The sequence below is a fragment of the Nocardia sp. NBC_01730 genome (assembly GCF_035920445.1).
GTDB lineage: Bacteria > Actinomycetota > Actinomycetes > Mycobacteriales > Mycobacteriaceae > Nocardia.
This window is the reverse complement of the sequence record NZ_CP109162.1, coordinates 4,721,543-4,739,448: the sequence shown is the minus strand read 5'-3', so window position 1 is coordinate 4,739,448 and position 17,906 is coordinate 4,721,543. Positions and strand designations below refer to the sequence as shown.

Genomic DNA, 17,906 nt, shown 5'->3' with positions numbered 1-17,906 from the left:
TGGCATCGTCAGGCGGCGGCTTCGGTGATTTCGGTGGCGAGATCGGCGGGGACGGGCATGGGCGTGCGTAGGCCGGCATCGGTGCGGCCGGTGTTGCCTTCGGGGAAGCGGCCGGTCAACGATCCGGGGGCGGCGACGATGATCCGCACGACCTGACCGGCGGCTTCGCGTCTGTCGCGCTGAGAGATCGCGAGCGCGAGCATAGCGACGTGGTTGCGGGTGTGCAGCCACGGATAGGGCTGCGAAATGATGTGCGCGCGTTCGAGATGCGTCCACCGCCGCTGCGGATCGGCGACGTGTTTCGCTGCCGTCATTTCGCGCTGGTAGAGCTGTTTGATGCCGCTGCTGACGGTGGTCACGACAGGTCAGCCTTTCGTCCCGAAGTGGGTGGGATTCCTTGCGCAGTCGCAGCAAGAGCAGTCGTGCGCGGCGGTTTTCGTTTGCTGGGTGCCGGGTGCCGGGTGCCGGGTGCGGGTGTGGGGCAGCAGGTGTCGCCTTTCCAGGCGTTGATGCCTTCCTTGACCGCGATCACGGCGATCACCAGGGCGGCGATCGGGTCGGCCCACGACGACCCGAACAAGGCGTTGAGCAGCAGCCCGGTCAGCAGGACCGCCGACAGGTAGGCGCAGAGTAGGGTCTGTTCGGAGTCGGCGACCGCGGACGCCGAACCGAGTTCGCGCCCCGCGTGCCGCTGCCCCCACGACAGCACCGGCATGATGATCAGACTGGTTGCGGCCAACCCGATTCCGATCGGGGAGTGCCGAGCATCCCCGATGCCGAGCAGGGCGCGGATGGCGTCGACGGTGACGTAGGCGGCCAGTACGAAGAAGCAGAAGGCGATGATCCGTAGCGCAGTCCTCTCCCTGGCTTCGGGGTCGCGGCTGGAGAACTGCCAGGCGACCGCCGCGGCGGAGGACACCTCGATCACCGAGTCCAGCCCGAACCCGATCAGCGCTGTCGACGACGCCCGGGTTCCCTCGACCAGCGCAATGCTCGCCTCCAGCACGTTGTAGCTGATCGTGGCCGCGACGAACCAGCGGATCCGCCGCGACAGCACCCGTCGCCGCGCGGGGCTGGGTCCCAGCCGGGCCGGCGACGTCCCGAGATCGGGCATCAGCAGGACTCCGCATTCACCGAGGCCGGGCAGCAGGCCGGATCGACCGCCAAGACCAGCCCGAGCAGATCGTCCAGCGCATGCCCGATGCGCGGGTCGGCAAGTTCGTAGCGGCTGCGCCGACCTTCGGGAACGGCGACGACCAGGCCGCAACCACGCAGGCAGGCCAGGTGGTTGGACAGGATCTGCCTCGATACCCCGATCCGCTCGGCCAGATCCGACGGATAGGCGGGCCCGCTGCGCAAGCTCAGCAGGATCCGGGTGCGAGTCTGGTCTGACAACGCATGACCGAAGCGGGCCAGTGCATCCGAGTGCAACAGCGTCTCCACAAATCCAATAATACAGATTCTCGTGTATTCATGAAAATATGAACTGTCTGCGGCGGCGAGGGCTCGGTGTGAAGTAGGGCTGTTCGCTGGCCGACCAGGGATGTGGGCCCGAAAACTATGCCCGAACTCCCCTCGGAAACTAACCCCGAACTCCGAAACCTCTACTCGAACGCGACACGTACTGTGCGTTCCGGATCTGGGTGGCGAGCCATCGATGGTCTGCCCAGGCCGCCGATGGTTGAGCCGGAGACCGGGGCCTCCCCGGCGGCAAACCGACCTGGGGGCCGCGGGCCGGTCGACCCTCGACCGCATACTGGTATCAATCCAGGGGGCCCCTTTTTCCTCAGGTTCGCACCGATGCGCCGAACCTGAATGGCGGACGACTTCTCGCGTCGACCCGGCGTGCACGCCGCCGGACGGTAGCGTAGAACGCATGTCCACCGACGCCGCCGACCGTGAGGTCGCCAACAAGCCGAAGTCGACAGCGAAATTCCGCGGACCGATAATGTTCCGCCGCGACCGCAAGGACGGCCTCGGTACCGCCGACCGGAATCTGCTGGACCAGCGCGGCGATACCGACTGGGTACACACCGACCCGTGGCGCGTGCTGCGCATCCAAGCCGAGTTCGTCGAGGGTTTCGGCGCGCTCGCCGAGGTGCCGCGCGCGGTGACCGTCTTCGGTTCCGCGCGCACCTCCGCGGACCATCCCGAGTACCAGGCGGGCCGGGCGATCGGCGCGGCGCTGGCCAGGGCGGGGTTCGCGGTGATCACCGGCGGCGGGCCCGGCGCGATGGAGGCGGCCAACCGCGGCGCCTGCGAGGCAGGCGGCTACTCGATCGGCCTCGGCATCGAGCTGCCGTTCGAGCAGGGCCTCAATGAGTGGGTCGATCTGGGCATCAACTTCCGCTACTTCTTCGTCCGCAAGACGATGTTCGTGAAGTATTCCCAAGCGTTCGTCTGTCTGCCCGGCGGTTTCGGCACCCTCGACGAGTTGTTCGAGGCGCTCACGCTGGTGCAGACCCGTAAGATCACCCGCTTCCCGATCATCCTGTTCGGCAGCAGGTACTGGTCCGGACTGGTCGACTGGCTGCGCGATTCGCTCGGTGGTTCCGGCAAGATCTCCCCGGGTGAGCTCGGCCTGCTGCATGTCACCGATAGCGTCGAAGACGTGGTCGGGATCATCCAGGCCAACGCGGAGGCGGGCGCCGCCGAGGACGCGATCGGCACGGAGGACCAGTGGTGAGCGAGCGAATCATGGCACAGCGCGCATCGCGCATCGCGCATGCCGGAGCCGAGCGCCAGCGAGGCGCAGGCATGAGCGGTCAGGCCCGGAGGCGGCAGCGGAGCGTGACCACGAAGGGCCCCGCTCATGCCAGAAAGGACACAGCATGAGCGAACAGCCCTTCGCCGTCTGCGTGTACTGCTCGGCGAGCACCATGAATCCCGACTACCTCTCGCTGGCCGCCCGGGTCGGTACCGAAATCGCCCGGCGTGGTTGGCAATTGGTCTCCGGTGGTGGTCACGTCTCGATGATGGGAGCGGTCGCGACCGCGGCTCGTGCCAGCGGCGCGAACACCATCGGCGTGATCCCGAAACACCTGGTGCACCGGGAGGTCGCCGACGTCGACGCCGACGAGCTGGTGGTCACCGACACCATGCGCCAGCGCAAGCAGGTCATGGAGGATCGCGCCGACGCCTTCCTCACGCTGCCGGGCGGCATCGGCACCCTCGAGGAGTTCTTCGAGACCTGGACCGGTGGCTATCTGGGACAGCACGAGAAGCCCGTCGTCGTGCTGGACCCCAATGGATTCTTCGCCGGGTTGTTCTCCTGGCTGGACGAGCTGTACGACCGGAAGTTCGTGCCCCGGACAGCCTTGTCGCGGATTACCGTGGTGACCGATCTCCCGTCCGCGTTCGCCGCACTGGAGGCGCCGCGTACCGCCTGATTCGGTGAGCTGACGACGTGAGCGCCGACGGCCGCTCGATGGTTCGCTCGCCGATTCGATGGGCGATACGCCCGGACGCCGACAGCGCCTTCTCCCCGCCGGACCATCGTGGCTGCTTTCCTGCTTACGACAATGCCGACGATGTCACCGGCCGAGCTCTCAACAGCTGACGACAACACCCCGAGCGGACCCGGTGGCGGCGCTCTACCGAATCTGCCGCCACCATCCCGTTCGGAACGGAACAACTGATTTCGTGAGCGCATGGGTAACTTGTCGGGTACGCCCCAACACAAGCGGCACCGAACGGAGGACTTGAACGCAAGTCCCGCGTTACCTCCTGGTACGGCCTGAAGACCCGGAGAGGCGGACTGGCTACAGTCGTGGACATGTTCAGCTCCACCGCAGCGCCGCTTCCCACTCTGTGCGGCAGGCAGGTGGCGACGGATCGTGCACTGGTGATGGCTATCGTGAATCGCACGCCGGACTCCTTCTACGACCGGGGTGCCACCTTCACCGACGCGGCGGCCTTGGACGCCGTGGCGCGCGCGGTGGACGAGGGCGCTGACCTGGTCGACATCGGTGGCGTGAAGGCCGGGCCCGGCGCGATGGTCGACGCGGCCGAGGAGGCACGGCGTGTGATCCCGTTCATTGCGGCCATTCGTGCGAAGTACCCGCAGCTACTGATCAGCGTCGACACCTGGCGCGCGGACGTGGCGCTGGCCGCTGTGGGCGAGGGCACAGACCTGATCAACGACACGTGGGCGGGCGCCGACCCGGACCTGGTGCCCGTCGCCGCCGAGCACGGTGCCGGGGTGGTGTGCAGCCACACCGGCGGCGCGGTGCCGCGGACCAGGCCGCACCGGGTCCGCTACGCGGACGCAGTGGGCGAAGTCGCCGACACAGTGGTGCGCGCCGCCGAGAACGCGCACGCGGCGGGGGTGCGCGAGGACTCGATACTGATCGATCCGACGCATGATTTCGGCAAGAACACCTATCACGGTCTCGAGTTGTTGCGCGGAATCGACGTTCTTGTAAATACCGGATGGCCAGTCTTGATGGCGCTGAGCAACAAGGATTTTATCGGGGAGACTTTAGGTGTCGATCTTTCCGAACGACTGGAGGGCACATTGGCGGCAACAGCATGGTCGGCGGCCGCAGGCGCCCGAGTCTTCCGAGTGCACGAAGTCGCCGCGACCCGGCGGGTCGTGGACATGATCGCCGCGATCCAGGGCATCCGGCCCCCCGCACGAACCTTGCGAGGTCTGGTATGAAAATCCAACACCGCGAGCCCGCCTGGGCGACGACCAATACCTGGGACACCCCGGACTGGACGGTGGACGAGCTCGTCGCCGCCAAGGCGGGCCGCACCGTTTCGGTGGTGCTGCCCGCACTGAACGAAGAACGCACCGTGGCCGAGGTGGTGGCCAGCATCCGGCCGCTGCTCGGCACGCTGGTCGACGAACTGATCGTGCTCGACTCCGGCTCGACGGACGCGACCGCGCAGCGCGCCCGCGCCGCGGGAGCCGAGGTGATCAGTCGCGAGCAGGCGGTACCCGAGCTGGAGCCGGTCGGGGGCAAGGGCGAAGTGCTGTGGCGCTCGCTGGCTGTGACCAGCGGCGACCTGGTTGCCTTTGTCGACTCCGATCTCATCGATCCGGATCCGGCTTTCGTGCCGAAACTGCTCGGCCCGCTGCTCACGGTCGACGACGTACAGCTGGCCAAGGCTTACTACCGCAGGCCGCTGCGCCAGGGCGGCGCGGTGGACGCGCACGGTGGCGGTCGCGTCACCGAGCTGGTCGCGCGTCCACTCCTCGCCGCGCTGCGGCCCGAGCTGTCGCAGGTGCTGCAGCCGCTGGGCGGCGAATATGCGGGCACTCGCGATCTGCTCACCTCGGTGCCGTTCGCGCCGGGCTACGGCGTGGAGATCGGGCTGCTGCTCGACACCTATGACCGGCTCGGCATGTCCGCGATCGGGCAGGTCAACCTGGGCGTTCGCACGCATCGAAACCGGCCGCTGGCCGACCTGGGTGTGATGAGCCGCCAAATCCTTGGCACCGCGCTCGGTCGCAGCGGCGTGCGTGACTCCGGCGCGGCGCTCACCCAGTTTCCGCTCATCGGCGATGAATTCACCGCACACAGTACCGAGGTCTCGCTGACCGACCGTCCGCCGATGAACACCCTGCGGCCCGCGCGGGCGGCCGCCTGAACTTCGAGTACTTCGGTGCACGAGCCGCGCGGATATGTCGGGCGGCCGCGCAGCGGTCAGGCGCGGAGTCCGTCTGTAGTGTGCGTCGGGTCGAGCGGGGGCGAGGCAGCCGTATTACGGGCGCTGTCGGACGGAGTCCGTCTGCAGTCTGCGCCGGGCCGAGCGAAGGCGAGGCAGCCGCATAATGGGCGCTGTCGGACGGAGTCCGTCTGTAGTCTGCGCCGGGCCGAGCGAAAAGGTGAGGCAGCCGCATAATGGGCGCTGTCGGACGGAGTCCGTCTGTAGTCTGCGCCGGGCCGAGCGAAGGCGAGGCAGCCGCCTACTCGGAGACTATTCGGCGCGGCGGCGCTGGTCGGGAAGTGGCTCGGCCACTGCAGGCCCGGCCTGCGGCCCGTCGTCCGCAGGCGCTACGGCCGCCTCCTTCGCGAGGCGGCCCTGCAGCTCGGCGACGGTCAGCTGCCGGTGCGCCGCCGTCGGCCGCAGCAGCACGGCGACGACCAGGGTGAGCAGCCCGGTCGCCAGCCCGGCGGCACCGACGAGCACGAGCGAGTTCACCGTTTTCTCCTCGAAGAACGCATCACGCGGTCGTCTCACGGAGCTGAAGGTAAGGCGGGACGTCACCCGTCTCGAAATACGCCGTGAAGATCTCGGCCGCCTGCTCGGCGGTGAACAACTCGTCCGGGTAGATCAGCGGAGCGGGCACACCGGCCGGCACCGGGACGTCGATGCTCGGCGCGCCGATCCGGTCGCCGGGCAGGCCGACGGCGAACTGGCGCGGCGCGGCGTCGACGGTGCTGCGCAATTCGATGGCCAGCGCTCCGGCCGAGCCGGTGCACTGCAGGTAGTTGCGTCCAGGCGCGGAGCTGATCACCGGGCTGATGTCGGCGGGCCGCATGGCCGCGGCGAGCCGGGTCATGTTCACCGAGTAGCGGTGGTACCCGTCGAGCCTGCGCAGCGGGCGCAGGAAGCTGTCGACCGTCTCGCCGGCCCCGAGGAAGACCTTCAGCCGGTCGCTGTAGGTGACCCGGTGGGTGATCAGCGCCGGGTCGGTGGCACGCAGCGCCGGATCGGGGTCGAGCTGGTCGCGCCGCAGCGGGGGAAGTGTGGAAACCGAACTCTCAGATATCGAACCTCGAACACGCATCAGAGCCCGCCCATCGAAATAGTTATCTTTCGGCTATTTAAGCATCAGCGCAGGAAACACCCTACCCGAGGGTGTTGTGACGTGTCGTATACCTCTGGAACCCTGCGTGTCACAAGCCCTTAGAGGATAGGGGTTTGCGCAGGTGGACGTCGTTCGACTGGCCGTGACCGGTATGTCGATTCAGCGGACCGGCAGTCGAATCCTGGGCTCCGGAATGGGCCTCGGGTGATCGGCAGGGACGATCCGCGCAGGCGGACCGACCGTCGTCGCGGGGCGATGAAGTTCTCAGCCGCTCTTCGGCATTCGGCACGTTACCGCCGAATCATGCCGAGACCCCAAGCAACTCGTCGCCGCGGGCCAATGGTGCCTACCGGCTCGCGTTATCGCGGTTCGCCGTGGATCAGCGGCGCACACCTTTTGCGGGAAACCGGGTTTCGGCGTCATGGCGGTACACCGGCGTGAGAAGATCGGCCTCCAATGGTTCGCCGGTGGCCCGGTCGAACCGGCAGGCGACCAGAACTGAGAACAGGTGTGTGCTCGCACGCTCGTGCAGGGTTGCCAGACGGGTGGCGAGCAGCCGAATGGCGCCGAGAGATCCGGGTGGATGCATGCCGTCGATCATCAACACGCTGCCGCGCCCATCGGGTCTTGGCAGCCTGGCCAGATAGGCGATGTCATGCGGTTCCGGCCCGCCGGGCCGGTACACCCGGCGCGCCGCCCGGTCTTCGATGCCACGACGGGTGTCGCCCGCCCTGGCCACCGCGCGCCGCAGCCGTGGATCGGCGGTGATCAGCTGGCGCAGGCTGGGGGAGAGCTCCGGGCCACCCAGCACGATCAGCCCGTCGCGCTTCAGGTCGACCGGGCGGCCGGGTAGGAAATGTTCGACCGCGACCGTGAAGCCGAGTTCGCGGAGTAGTTCGGCAAGACGGTGCGGCGCAGCCGGGTCCGGCGCACCGACTACCCGCCCGGCCCGCACCTCCGGGACGAGCACGGTGAGCGAACCGTGCCCGAAGAACAGTCCCTCCGGCGATGGTCCCTGCGTACTCACCTGATGGATCCGGGCGCGGGAAAGCCCCGCCGCCGCACCGATTCTGGCGAACGTCCAGCCATCGGCATGGAGTTCCCTGATCACAGCACGGCGAATCCTGGTCAGTTCGTTGATGGTCTGCTGGGCCGCCGCCACCCCGTCGGTGGCCGCCTTCAGTCGCTCGACCCTGTCCTCGATCGCGAACACGCGCGCCACGTCATCGGCCGACATGTGCGAAGTCTAGACAGCTGAACAGGTCATGGTGTCTAGACTTCTTGACAGATCAGGTGGCGTCCGTGTCGATCGGCGGACGTTCGTTGCGCTCCAACGGCTTATCGATCTTCGGCATCGGGTAGTCGGGCATTCCGCTGTTCGTGCTGTACAAATCCTTTTTGTCGAGCAGCGTGCCTTCCCAATCCTTGAACAGCGAATCGTCGCCGTTGAGAAGGTGTTTGGTCACCATCCCGCGCGGAGTCATACCGCGCAGTTCGTTCAGGTCGGCCAGCGGCTTGCGTAGATCCTCGAACTCGGGCCCGAGTTCCTGCTTCAGCTGCGAGGTCGCACCGCTGGCATAGTCGCGCACCTGGCGCAGGCTGCGAGTGGTCCAGCGCACCGCACCGGGCAAGCGCTCCGGTCCGAGAATCACGAGGGCGGCGACGAGCAGGATGACCATCTCGCTCCAGCCGATGTTGCTGAACACGTAATCAGGCTACCTGGGGACCCCACCAGCGGCTCAGTCGGATTCCAGCGTGACCGGCACGTCCACCTGTCGGCCATCACGGATCAAGACCACGTTCACGGTCTCCCCGATCTTGCGCGACTGCACCGCGACGACCAGCTCCTCCGGGCCGGTTACCTCACGATCGCCGACCTTCACGATGACGTCGCCCTCGACGATCCCTGCCTTGGCGGCGGGGCTGCCGGGTGCTACATCGGCGACTTCCGCGCCGCTCGTCGTCTCATTCGCCACCTGTTTGGTGCGCGGGCTGATTCCCAGCCTCGGATGATGAATCGCACCATCGCGGATCAAGGTCTGGGCGACTTGGGTCATCATGTCCACCGGGATGGCGAAGCCGAGGCCGACCGAGCCGCCGGTTTCGCTGCGAATGGCGGAGTTGATACCGATGACTCGGCCCTCCATGTCCACCAGTGCGCCACCGGAGTTACCCGGGTTGATCGACGCGTCCGTCTGCACGGCGTCGATCACGGCGTTCGTGTCGCTGCCCTCACCCTGCAACTTCACCGGGCGGTGCAGCGCGCTGACGATGCCGGAGGTGACGGTCTTGCTCAGTCCGAGGGGCGAGCCGATAGCCAGAACATCGTCGCCGACCTGGACGTCGCCGGACTTACCGAGCTTGGCGACGGTGATGTTCTTCACATCGACCTTCAGCACGGCCAGGTCGGTCTTCGGATCGCGGCCGACGATGTGGGCGGGCACCCGGGTGCCGTCGGAGAACTGGACCTGGATCGTGGCGCGATTGGTCTTGTCCTGTGCGGCCATCGAGATGACGTGGTTGTTGGTGACGACGTAGCCCCCGCCGTCGATCACCACACCGGACCCGGTGGCGCCATTGTCGCCGACGGTGACCCGAATCGAAACGACCGAGGGCAATACGGCGTTCGCGACCTGCGCGATCAGTCCGTGCGGACGATCGGTGTCGCCGCTCTGCTCCAAGGCGACCTTGCGCGAGGTGAGCGTGGAAGCGGTCTCCGCGGTCAGCCTGCCGACCAGACCGCCGAGCAGACCGATCACGAGCGCGACGAGCGCGAGCACGGCCAGCGCCTTGGGAGCGACCCGGGAGCCGAACAGCACCTGGCGTGCGGTGAGTTTCTCGGCCTGCGGCAATGGCTGCGGTGTGGGCGTCGGCACCGCAGGCGCGCCGAGGCGCGCGGCGGCATCGGGATCACGCCACGGATCGGCCGGACCCGCGATTGCTGCTGTGCCGTCGGCGGCGTCGGGATCGCGCTGCAGCAGCTCGCTGGAACCCTCCGGGCGGCCGAACGCCTCCGCGAGCACCGCGTCCGGGGGGCGGTTGTGGAGTTCGGGGCCCACCTGCGGCGCCGGACCCGCGGTGCGGATCGGCAGCGGCTCGGCGAACGAACCGGACAGGCCGGACGGCCTGCGGAAGGCGCGCGCGGTGTGCGTGTCGACATGGGGTCGGTAGACCGGACGCGGACCGAGCACGGGCGCGTCCGATGGACGGAGATTCCCGCGGTTGGCCGCCGAATCCGAGGTGTCGGCCGATCCGGAATTCGTAGATTCGGTGGTCACTCGGGAAACTCTACTTCCGCCACCACGTTGTCCACCGGGTCGCGGTGAACGAATCGGTCAGAAAGCCGAAAACCGCCTCGTTGCGCGGGGTCCCGTCGGAACCTGAGGCCGGGGTCCGCCCGTTGCTCGCGCCGCCCGGCAGTTCGGCGAGGGGAATCCTGGTCAGACTGTCGTGCAGCCCGGTGGGGATCGCGACATGGCCCGCATGACGTAACGCGATGCGCGCCTGTTGCTGTGCGTCGACCTCCGCCGCGCATTCGGGGCAGAGAGAAAGATGCTGGGCGGCACGCAGATAGGCGTTCATCCGCAACTCGCCGTCCACATAGGCCGCGATCGCCTCGCTCGCCAGATGCTCGGTGGGGCTGAAACGAGGCGGACGACGACCGGACGTACTGGAGTCGCCACTCATTCGGTGCTCACCCTTTCAACCGACATCATCCGATTTGTCGGGCGATGCCGGCTTTCGACGGATCACCCTATGTTGTTCGCGTCAGCGGCGAACCGCTGCTCACTTCCATTATGCGCAAGGTAGTCACGCAGTGCCTGCCGCCCACGGTGGATTCGACTGCGCACGGTGCCCAATTTCACGCCGAGCGTAGCGCCGATCTCCTCGTAGGACAGCCCTTCGATGTCACACAGCACGACGGCGGCGCGGAACTCGGGTGCCAGCGAATCCAGCGCGGATTGCAGGTCGGGATCCAGCCGGGCGTCGTGGTACGCCTGCTCGGGGCCGGGGCCCTCGGCGGGCACGCGGTCGTAGTCCTCGGGCAGCGCTTCCATCCTGATCCGGTTGCGCCTGCGGACCATGTCCAGGAACAGGTTGGTGGTGATGCGGTGCAGCCAGCCCTCGAAGGTGCCCGGCTGGTAATTCGAGAGCGAGCGAAACACCCGAATGAACGTTTCCTGGGTGAGGTCGTCGGCGTCCTGTGCGTCGCCGGAGAGGCGGTAGGCCAGGCGGTAGACCCGATCGGCGTGCTCGCGGACCAGCTCGTCCCAGGACGGCATGGCCGACCGGTCACCGGTGGCATCGAAGGCAGCAGTCCCGCTCAGCTCTACGGACTCCTCGGAGGCCTCGGCTTCGGTCGGCAGGATCTGCTCGGGCAGGGTGGCGTACTCACGCGCCGCATCGACCATGTGGATGGAGCTACCTCCTACTAGGGACCGTAAACGTCGGAACTCGCGGTGGCCCGGATCTGCGGACCGTCGCGTACGGATACAACCGACGATCGGTATGTCGTTGTTCCCGCGTTCCGTGTTAGACACGGTCGGTGGTCTTGCGTTGCCCATACTCTCTCGTGTCCTGATATGGCCGGGGTATGGAGATCCTGAGGGTCACCTGAGAAAACTGGCCGCGAGAATGGCGGGCGGCGCGTGTTGTACGGAACGCCGAGACCACCCGCCCGGCGTTAGCCTCATACCCGTGGCATCGAATCTGGAGCGAAATCTCGCCTACGTGGAGGAATCCGTCGTGGAAGACGAGATCCTCGTCAGCGCGCGCGAACGGGCCACCGAACTCGGCGTGGCACCCGTGCCGCCCTCGGTGGGGGCGATGCTGAGCATCTACGCGCAGTTGCTCGGCGCACGTGCCGTAGTCGAGGTGGGCACCGGTGCGGGCATCAGCGGGCTGTGGCTGCTCGACGGGATGCGCGAGGACGGAACGCTGACCACCATCGATTCCGAGCCAGAGCACCAGCGCGCGGCCAGGGAGGCGTTCCGCGCCGCCGAGATCCCACCCGCACGGACCCGGCTGATCAACGGACGCGCGCTCGACGTTCTGCCGCGCCTGGCCGACGGCGCCTACGATCTGGTCTTCATCGACGCGGCGCCGCTGGAGCACCCGGAGTATGTCGCCCAGGCGGTGCGACTGTTGCGCGACGGCGGGGCAATCGTGCTGCACAATGCGTTGCTCGGCGGACGGGTGCCCGACGCGGCACAGCGCGATCCGGCCACTCAGGCTGTGCGCGCCGCCACCCGCGCCATCGCAGAGCATCCCGAACTCACCAGCGTGCTGATCCCGGTCGGGGACGGATTGCTCTGCGCCTCACGCGGTTAGTGATTCGCGCCTTGCTCGACACGAGCTGATTTCATGGCCGAATTGCGGGTACCCGCTGGGAAACAAGTCAGCGAGGTTGTCAAGATGCGTGAACTCGATGCCGTCGAGATGGTCTACATGGGTGATGTCGTCGTGGAGCGACGATCGAGTTGGCTGCGGCCCACGGTAATCGCCTTCCTGTTCGTGATCCTGGGTGCCGTTCTGGTGCTACTCGTGGTCAGCAACGCCGATTTCGACAGCGGAACTCCGAAAGTCACTCCGACACAGGGGCCGTGCGAGCCATTCTGCACGCAGACTGTCGTGCCGCCTGGACCGTAATCCGCCCCCGAACGCCGGCCGCAGATACCTGGTGCCCGTGCAGGTTCGAAGCGAAAGTGAAAAGGCCCGAAGAGCAACTCGATTCGTTCGGCCGAAGCAGATCCCGTGGCTTCTGCACTTTTCGTCAGTCCGTGATCGGCCAACCCATCGAATACCCGGACACGCGCCGACTGTCCGGCGCATTCTTCAGGAGGCATGTGTGAATGGGGCACTAGCGGGTTGATCCTCCGAGCGAAGCATCTGGAAGAAGGTGCAGTGCGGTGATGTTCCTTTGGGACGACGACGAGCGTCGCCCTCGTCCGATCCACTGGGGTCGGGCGATGGCAGCCTTCGCCGCGGTGCTTCTGTTGGCGGTGCTGGCGGTGTATCTGGTCAGCACCGCCGATTTCGGCACCTCGAAGAGGACCGTGCCGCGCACGCCGGGCCCGTGCGCACCGTTCTGCATCGGATCCCCTGCCCCCGAGCCGGGGGAACCCTGATACAGCTCACCACGCAACTACTGATTTCGTAAGAACATGGGTAACTCGTCGGGCACGCCCAGAACTCGAGCGGCACCCATCGTAGGACCTGAACGCAAATCCCGGGTCACCCTGACTGGTACGGTCTGAAGACCCGGAGAGGCGGGCCAGCCCTAGACCCACACGCCCTTGCCCACCGTGACCACGCCGCCGTTGCTCACGGCGAACCGGCTGCGGTCGCGCTCCAGGTCTACCCCGATGATCTCGCCCTCGCCGACCACCACGTTCTTGTCCAGAATGGCGTGCCGCACCACCGCGCCGCGCCCGACGCGGACACCGGGCATGAGAACACAGCCCTCGACGGTGGCGCCGTCGTCGACCATGACATTGGAACTGAGCACCGAAGTGCGCACGGTGGCCGCGGACAGGATGCTGCCAGCGCCGACGATGCACTCCTGAGCCAACCCACCCTGGGCGAACTTGGCAGGCGGGAGGTTCTCGGCCGCGCCGCGGATCGGCCAGTGCCGGTTGTAGAGGTTGAACACCGGGTGCACCGAGACCAGATCCATGTGCGCGTCGTAGAACGCGTCGATCGTTCCGACATCGCGCCAGTAGCCGCGGTCACGGTCGGTGGCGCCGGGCACGTCATTGTGGGCGAAGTCGTAGACGCCCGCCTGACCCGCGGCGACCAGCGACGGGATGATGTCGCCGCCCATGTCGTGGTCGGAGTCGGAGTTGTCCGCGTCCGCCTTGATCGAATCCACCAGCACCTTGGTGGTGAAGACGTAATTGCCCATGGAGGCGAACGTGACGTTCGGGTCGTCGGGGGTGCCCGGCGGGTGCGCAGGCTTCTCCAGGAACTGGGTGATCCGGCCCGAGTCATCGGTATCGATGCAGCCGAACGCACTCGCCTCACTGCGCGGCACCCGGATGCCCGCGACGGTCACGCCCGCCCCGGAATCGATGTGGTGGCGCACCATCTGCTCCGGATCCATCCGGTAGACGTGGTCGGCGCCGAACACCACGATGTAGTCCGGGTCCTCGTCGTAGATCAGGTTCAGCGACTGCATGATCGCGTCCGCGCTGCCGGTGTACCAGCGTGGCCCGAGCCGCTGTTGCGCAGGAACCGGGGTAATGTATTCGCCCGCGAAGCCGGACAGCCGCCAGGTTTGCGAGATGTGCCGGTCCAGCGAGTGCGACTTGTACTGGGTGAGCACGCACAGCCGCAGAAAGCCCGCGTTGACCAGATTGCTGAGCACGAAGTCGATGAGGCGATAGGCGCCGCCGAATGGGACCGCGGGCTTGGCGCGGTCCGCCGTGAGTGGAAAGAGTCGCTTGCCCTCGCCACCGGCGAGCACGATCCCGAGTACGTGCGGCTGGCTCCTCACACCTGCCAAACTACCGGGTGACGCGCCCGGGAGTGGCCTCCACCGAATCGAACGTCTAGTTTGAACCGGTGAGTTTCGGCACGTATCGCGGGCACTCGGCGGTGGATTCCGGCGAGCGGGGCCGGCTTCGGGTCGCAATGCTGACCCGCGAGTATCCGCCCGAGGTGTACGGCGGAGCCGGGGTACACGTAACGCAGTTGACCGCGTGTTTGCGCGAGCTGTGCGAAGTGACCGTGCATTGCATGGGCGTCGCGCGCACAGATGCCGTAGTACACCAACCGGATCCGGTGCTCTACGCCGCCAACCCCGCGTTGCAGATGATGTCCGCGCAGCTGCGGATGGCCGATGCCGCGGGCGAGGTCGATTTGGTGCACTCGCACACGTGGTACACCGGTCTGGCGGGGCACCTGGCCGCGACGCTCTACGGGATCCCGCACGTGTTGACCGCGCATTCGCTGGAACCGCGCAGGCCGTGGAAGGCCGAGCAGCTCGGCGGAGGCTACCGGCTCTCGTCGTGGTCGGAGCGGGCCGCCGTCGAACACGCCGACGCCCTCATCGCGGTGAGCGAGGGCATGCGCCGTGACGTGCTCGACGCCTACCCGGCCGTCGACCCGGATCGGGTACACGTGGTGCATAACGGCATCGACGGGAGAATCTGGCATCCGGGGCAGGAGGCCGCGGGCACGTCGTCGGTGCTCGACACGCTCGGCGTGCGCCCCGATCGGCCCATCGTGGCGTTCGTCGGCCGCATCACGCGGCAGAAGGGCGTCGGCCACCTGCTGGCCGCCGCCCGGGACTTCGACCACGACATCCAGCTCGTGCTGTGCGCAGGCGCCCCCGACACGCCGGAGCTGGCGCAGGAGGTCGCCGCCGCGGTGGACGAGTTGCGGCGGCGGCGCGGCAACGTGTACTGGGTTCGCGAGATGCTGCCGACCGAGCAGATCCGCCAGATCCTCGCCGCCGCGGCCGTGTTCGTATGCCCGTCGGTGTACGAGCCGCTCGGCATCGTGAATCTGGAGGCGATGGCTTGCGCGACCGCGGTGGTCGCCTCCGACGTCGGCGGGATCCCCGAGGTGGTCGAGGACGGCCGCAACGGACGGCTGGTGCATTACGACGCGGGCGCCGCCGAGGACTATGAGCGCGACCTGGCCGCCACCGTCAACGAGGTCGCCTGTGACCCGGCGCTGGCCGCCGAGTTCGGTGCGGCGGGCCGCGCGCGGGCGGTCTCCGAGTTCGACTGGGCGCAGGTTGCCGCGCGCACCATCGAGGTCTACGACAAGATCCGAAAGGTGTGACTCCGCGCAGGCAGCGGCGCGGTCATGACACCGGGCGGTAGGTGCGCACGGCGACCGACGCGGTCACCTCCACGCTCTTCGGCAGGTTCGCCAAGCGCGGGTCCGCGGCGGCCACGTGATGCGCGGACGGTCCCATGCCCACCACGTTCGCGACCTCGCTCCGGCCGAGTTTCATCGGATACTCGACGAGCGCGTTCTCGACCGCCTCGAAGTGACCCGACAGCGCGGCCTCGAGCTTGCGGTCCTTGTCCGGGTCCACGCGCACCATGTCCAGCGGCCCGATCAACTCGCCCAGGTGGCGTTCGGTGGGTGTGGCGACGACGAAACGGCCGTCGTTGCCGAGCACCCGGGCTACCTCGCCGGGATTGCGCGGCGCGAAGACGGAGAGCACGCGGTCGAGCACGCCGTCGCGGATCGGCAACCCGCGCCAGGCATCGGCCAGCACCGCCGCGGCGCGCGGGTGCGCGCGGGCGCACCGCCGGACGGCGGGCTTGGCCACGTCCAGCGCGATGCCGACGGCCGGGGAAACGGCGTCGAGCACCCGGGCGAGGTAGTAGCCCGTGCCCGCGCCGATTTCCAGCACCGCACCGTCGGGTCGCCGGGCCGCCGTGACGGCGCGAGTCACCGCATCGGCGATCGGCAGGAAGTGTCCCCCGCTCTGGAAAGTGGCGCGCGCGTCCAGCATGGCCGCGGTGTCACCGGTCATTTTTGTCGACGCGCCGGTCAGAAGGCTGACATAGCCCTGCCGTGCGACGTCGAAGCTGTGCCCTTGTCCGCAGCGCAGCGCCCGGTCGTGCATTTCCAGCACGAGCGCCGAGGCATCCTCGTGCGACCGCTGCGAGCCCACGCATTCGGGGCAAGTCAGCAGACCGGCCACCGCGGCGAGGGCCGGGTGTTCAGCTGGTGACACTCAGCTGGTGACGCTCTTCAGTTCGTCACCCAGCGCCGCTGCCTCGTCCGGCGTGAGTTCGACGACCAGCCGCCCGCCACCCTCGAGTGGAACCCGCATGACAATTCCACGCCCTTCCTTGGTTGCCTCGAGGGGACCGTCCCCGGTGCGGGGCTTCATGGCCGCCATCCTCTGCTCCCTCCAGATCTGCGCGGTCTGCTGCGCACTTTCTTGGAACTCCAGTTGTCACCAACTAGTGAGCTCGCCGACATTTGGCGAGCTACACCCATTCCATTCTTCCCTATCGCGGATGTGGGCGGATACCTGAGTTCAAAAAGTGACCGGTCGGCCCGGGTCCGGCAGGTCACTGCCCACCCAGCAGTCGGCCAGGTGATCGTCGACCATTCCAGTCGCCTGCATCAGTGCGTAGGCGGTGGTCGGTCCGACGAATCGGAACCCGCGCCGTTTCAATTCCTTTGCCAGAGCTAAGGATTCGGTGGTGGTGGCGGGCACCTCCGCACCGGTGCGCGGCCGCGATCGCCGCGGCGGCGCGAATGACCAGAGCAGTGCGTCCAGGCCGATGTCGAGGTCGCGGGCGACCCTGGCATTCGCGATGGCGGCCTCGATCTTGAGCCGATTGCGCACGATGCCCGCGTCGGCCAGCAGCCTGGCCACGTCGGCGTCGCCGAATTCCGCGACGCGCTCGATCGAGAACCCGGCGAACGCCGCGCGGAACGCGGGCCGTTTCCGCAGGATGGTGATCCACGACAGCCCCGACTGGAACGCCTCCAGGCACAGCCGCTCGAACAGGGCGTCGTCGCCGTGCAGCGGCTTGCCCCACTCGTAGTCGTGGTAATCCCGGTACAGCTCGGACTCCAGCGGCCACGCGCAGCGAATTCGGCCGTCGTCGGCCGGCGCGATCATTTCGACTCGGGTGCGATCGGTGTCTGCCACCCGGCAGCCTGGACATCGGCCACTTGGCGCTGGAGTTCGTCGATCCTGGCGGCCAGCCTGGCTAGCGCCCAGTCCACCTCTGCGGCCTTGTACCCACGCACCACCTGCTGGAAGCGCAGCGCGCGCACGTCCGCTCCGGTAATTCGCTCGGCGGGCAGCAGCGTGGCCGTCGCCCCCTCCGGCAACGGCCCCAACTCCTCGGACCGCCCGAAGACCGCACTGGCGAGCAGGAACAGCACTGCGGCGACCAAGCCGACGATCAGCACGTATAGCAGCATCGTGAGCATGCTGTAATTTTTCCAGCGCCTGCGGCGCTGGGTGTTCGCGGCCCCCTGTTGGCTCGCATCCGAGCGACCGCCGCTGGCGACTTCGTCGCGGACGCGGCGGCCGCTCGGACGCGAGCCGGGCCGCGAACAGGCAATGCTCGGTCTCGCTGCGCTCGGAAGGGGGAGTGGGCCGATATGTTGCGCCAGGGGTGGGAGCGGTGGCGAGTTGTTCGGCCCGCCACTTGCC

General features: G+C 67.6%; 23 protein-coding genes. 8 read left to right on the top strand and 15 right to left on the bottom strand.

Annotated features, from left to right (window positions below):
- Positions 1-8: 8 nt before the first annotated feature.
- The 3 genes from OHB12_RS19150 to OHB12_RS19140 are packed head-to-tail and all read right to left on the bottom strand — an operon-like array spanning position 9 to position 1,443.
- Positions 9-359 carry a DUF3703 domain-containing protein gene (locus OHB12_RS19150; RefSeq protein WP_327109968.1) on the bottom strand — a complete coding sequence of 117 codons (351 nt, stop codon included), beginning with the start codon at positions 357-359 and terminating at the stop codon, positions 9-11.
- Entirely contained in the window at positions 356-1,114 is a 759-nt protein-coding gene (locus tag OHB12_RS19145; RefSeq protein ID WP_327109967.1) for a cation transporter, read from the bottom strand. Before OHB12_RS19145 ends, OHB12_RS19150 begins: the two co-directional genes overlap by 4 nt.
- A complete protein-coding gene (locus OHB12_RS19140) occupies positions 1,114-1,443 on the bottom strand; it encodes an ArsR/SmtB family transcription factor (RefSeq protein WP_327109966.1) in 330 nt (109 codons plus the stop codon). Before OHB12_RS19140 ends, OHB12_RS19145 begins: the two co-directional genes overlap by 1 nt.
- A 433-nt stretch (positions 1,444-1,876) precedes the next feature.
- Between OHB12_RS19140 and OHB12_RS19135 the strand changes: the two genes are divergently transcribed.
- The 4 genes from OHB12_RS19135 (at position 1,877) to OHB12_RS19120 (ending at position 5,595) form a co-directional block, all read left to right on the top strand.
- Complete coding sequence (locus tag OHB12_RS19135) at positions 1,877-2,686, top strand: TIGR00730 family Rossman fold protein (protein WP_327109965.1); 810 nt, start codon at positions 1,877-1,879, stop codon at positions 2,684-2,686.
- A 145-nt stretch (positions 2,687-2,831) separates the two neighbouring features.
- Complete coding sequence (locus OHB12_RS19130) at positions 2,832-3,389, top strand: TIGR00730 family Rossman fold protein (RefSeq protein WP_327109964.1); 558 nt, start codon at positions 2,832-2,834, stop codon at positions 3,387-3,389.
- Between the two features lie 386 nt (positions 3,390-3,775).
- Positions 3,776-4,660: a dihydropteroate synthase gene (gene folP, locus OHB12_RS19125; protein WP_327109963.1), complete on the top strand. Its 885-nt coding sequence runs from the start codon at positions 3,776-3,778 to the stop codon at positions 4,658-4,660.
- A complete protein-coding gene (locus OHB12_RS19120) occupies positions 4,657-5,595 on the top strand; it encodes a glucosyl-3-phosphoglycerate synthase (RefSeq protein WP_327109962.1) in 939 nt (312 codons plus the stop codon). The genes folP and OHB12_RS19120 overlap by 4 nt, the downstream gene beginning before the upstream one ends.
- Before the next feature lie 330 nt (positions 5,596-5,925).
- Here the strand turns inward: OHB12_RS19120 and OHB12_RS19115 are convergent, their stop codons facing one another.
- The 7 genes from OHB12_RS19115 to sigE form a co-directional block, all read right to left on the bottom strand.
- On the bottom strand, positions 5,926-6,150 hold the full coding sequence (locus OHB12_RS19115; RefSeq protein WP_327109961.1) for a hypothetical protein: 225 nt from the start codon (positions 6,148-6,150) through the stop codon (positions 5,926-5,928).
- A 22-nt stretch (positions 6,151-6,172) separates the two neighbouring features.
- Positions 6,173-6,739, bottom strand: coding sequence for a hypothetical protein (locus OHB12_RS19110; protein WP_327109960.1), 567 nt, complete (start codon positions 6,737-6,739; stop codon positions 6,173-6,175).
- A 400-nt stretch (positions 6,740-7,139) separates the two neighbouring features.
- Positions 7,140-7,997 (bottom strand): hypothetical protein, encoded by an 858-nt coding sequence (locus OHB12_RS19105; protein ID WP_327109959.1) that lies wholly within the window; start codon positions 7,995-7,997, stop codon positions 7,140-7,142.
- Between the two features lie 52 nt (positions 7,998-8,049).
- Positions 8,050-8,466, bottom strand: coding sequence for a Sec-independent protein translocase protein TatB (tatB, locus tag OHB12_RS19100; RefSeq protein ID WP_327109958.1), 417 nt, complete (start codon positions 8,464-8,466; stop codon positions 8,050-8,052).
- A gap of 33 nt (positions 8,467-8,499) precedes the next feature.
- Positions 8,500-10,038 (bottom strand): S1C family serine protease, encoded by a 1,539-nt coding sequence (locus tag OHB12_RS19095; RefSeq protein WP_327109957.1) that lies wholly within the window; start codon positions 10,036-10,038, stop codon positions 8,500-8,502.
- A 10-nt stretch (positions 10,039-10,048) separates the two neighbouring features.
- The gene (locus OHB12_RS19090) at positions 10,049-10,447 is read right to left on the bottom strand and encodes a hypothetical protein (protein WP_327109956.1); all 399 of its coding nucleotides are present in this window, start codon (positions 10,445-10,447) and stop codon (positions 10,049-10,051) included.
- 62 nt (positions 10,448-10,509) lie between these two features.
- Positions 10,510-11,172, bottom strand: coding sequence for an RNA polymerase sigma factor SigE (sigE, locus tag OHB12_RS19085; protein ID WP_327109955.1), 663 nt, complete (start codon positions 11,170-11,172; stop codon positions 10,510-10,512).
- Positions 11,173-11,458: 286 nt separating this feature from the next.
- Between sigE and OHB12_RS19080 the strand changes: the two genes are divergently transcribed.
- The 3 genes from OHB12_RS19080 (at position 11,459) to OHB12_RS19070 (ending at position 12,888) form a co-directional block, all read left to right on the top strand.
- The gene (locus OHB12_RS19080) at positions 11,459-12,091 is read left to right on the top strand and encodes an O-methyltransferase (RefSeq protein WP_442799816.1); all 633 of its coding nucleotides are present in this window, start codon (positions 11,459-11,461) and stop codon (positions 12,089-12,091) included.
- Positions 12,092-12,175: 84 nt separating this feature from the next.
- A complete protein-coding gene (locus OHB12_RS19075; RefSeq protein WP_327109954.1) occupies positions 12,176-12,409 on the top strand; it encodes a hypothetical protein in 234 nt (77 codons plus the stop codon).
- 260 nt (positions 12,410-12,669) lie between these two features.
- Positions 12,670-12,888: a hypothetical protein gene (locus OHB12_RS19070; protein ID WP_327109953.1), complete on the top strand. Its 219-nt coding sequence runs from the start codon at positions 12,670-12,672 to the stop codon at positions 12,886-12,888.
- Positions 12,889-13,040: 152 nt separating this feature from the next.
- On the opposite strand, the gene glgC is transcribed toward OHB12_RS19070, so the two are convergent.
- Positions 13,041-14,255, bottom strand: coding sequence for a glucose-1-phosphate adenylyltransferase (gene glgC / locus OHB12_RS19065; RefSeq protein ID WP_327109952.1), 1,215 nt, complete (start codon positions 14,253-14,255; stop codon positions 13,041-13,043).
- Positions 14,256-14,392: 137 nt separating this feature from the next.
- On the opposite strand from glgC, the gene glgA reads away from it, so the two are divergent.
- Positions 14,393-15,550, top strand: coding sequence for a glycogen synthase (gene glgA, locus OHB12_RS19060; protein ID WP_327121247.1), 1,158 nt, complete (start codon positions 14,393-14,395; stop codon positions 15,548-15,550).
- A 22-nt stretch (positions 15,551-15,572) separates the two neighbouring features.
- Here glgA and OHB12_RS19055 read toward each other — a convergent pair whose 3' ends face one another.
- The 4 genes from OHB12_RS19055 to OHB12_RS19040 all read right to left on the bottom strand — a co-directional run bounded on the left by OHB12_RS19055 (position 15,573) and on the right by OHB12_RS19040 (position 17,680).
- Positions 15,573-16,460, bottom strand: a complete 888-nt coding sequence (locus OHB12_RS19055; RefSeq protein WP_442799815.1) for a putative RNA methyltransferase — start codon at positions 16,458-16,460, stop codon at positions 15,573-15,575.
- Positions 16,461-16,628 (bottom strand): DUF3117 domain-containing protein, encoded by a 168-nt coding sequence (locus OHB12_RS19050; RefSeq protein WP_011211259.1) that lies wholly within the window; start codon positions 16,626-16,628, stop codon positions 16,461-16,463. It abuts the gene before it with no gap.
- A 141-nt stretch (positions 16,629-16,769) separates the two neighbouring features.
- Positions 16,770-17,363, bottom strand: a complete 594-nt coding sequence (locus tag OHB12_RS19045; protein ID WP_327121243.1) for a DNA-3-methyladenine glycosylase I — start codon at positions 17,361-17,363, stop codon at positions 16,770-16,772.
- The gene (locus OHB12_RS19040) at positions 17,360-17,680 is read right to left on the bottom strand and encodes a DivIVA domain-containing protein (protein ID WP_327109951.1); all 321 of its coding nucleotides are present in this window, start codon (positions 17,678-17,680) and stop codon (positions 17,360-17,362) included. Before OHB12_RS19040 ends, OHB12_RS19045 begins: the two co-directional genes overlap by 4 nt.
- Positions 17,681-17,906: the final 226 nt, after the last annotated feature.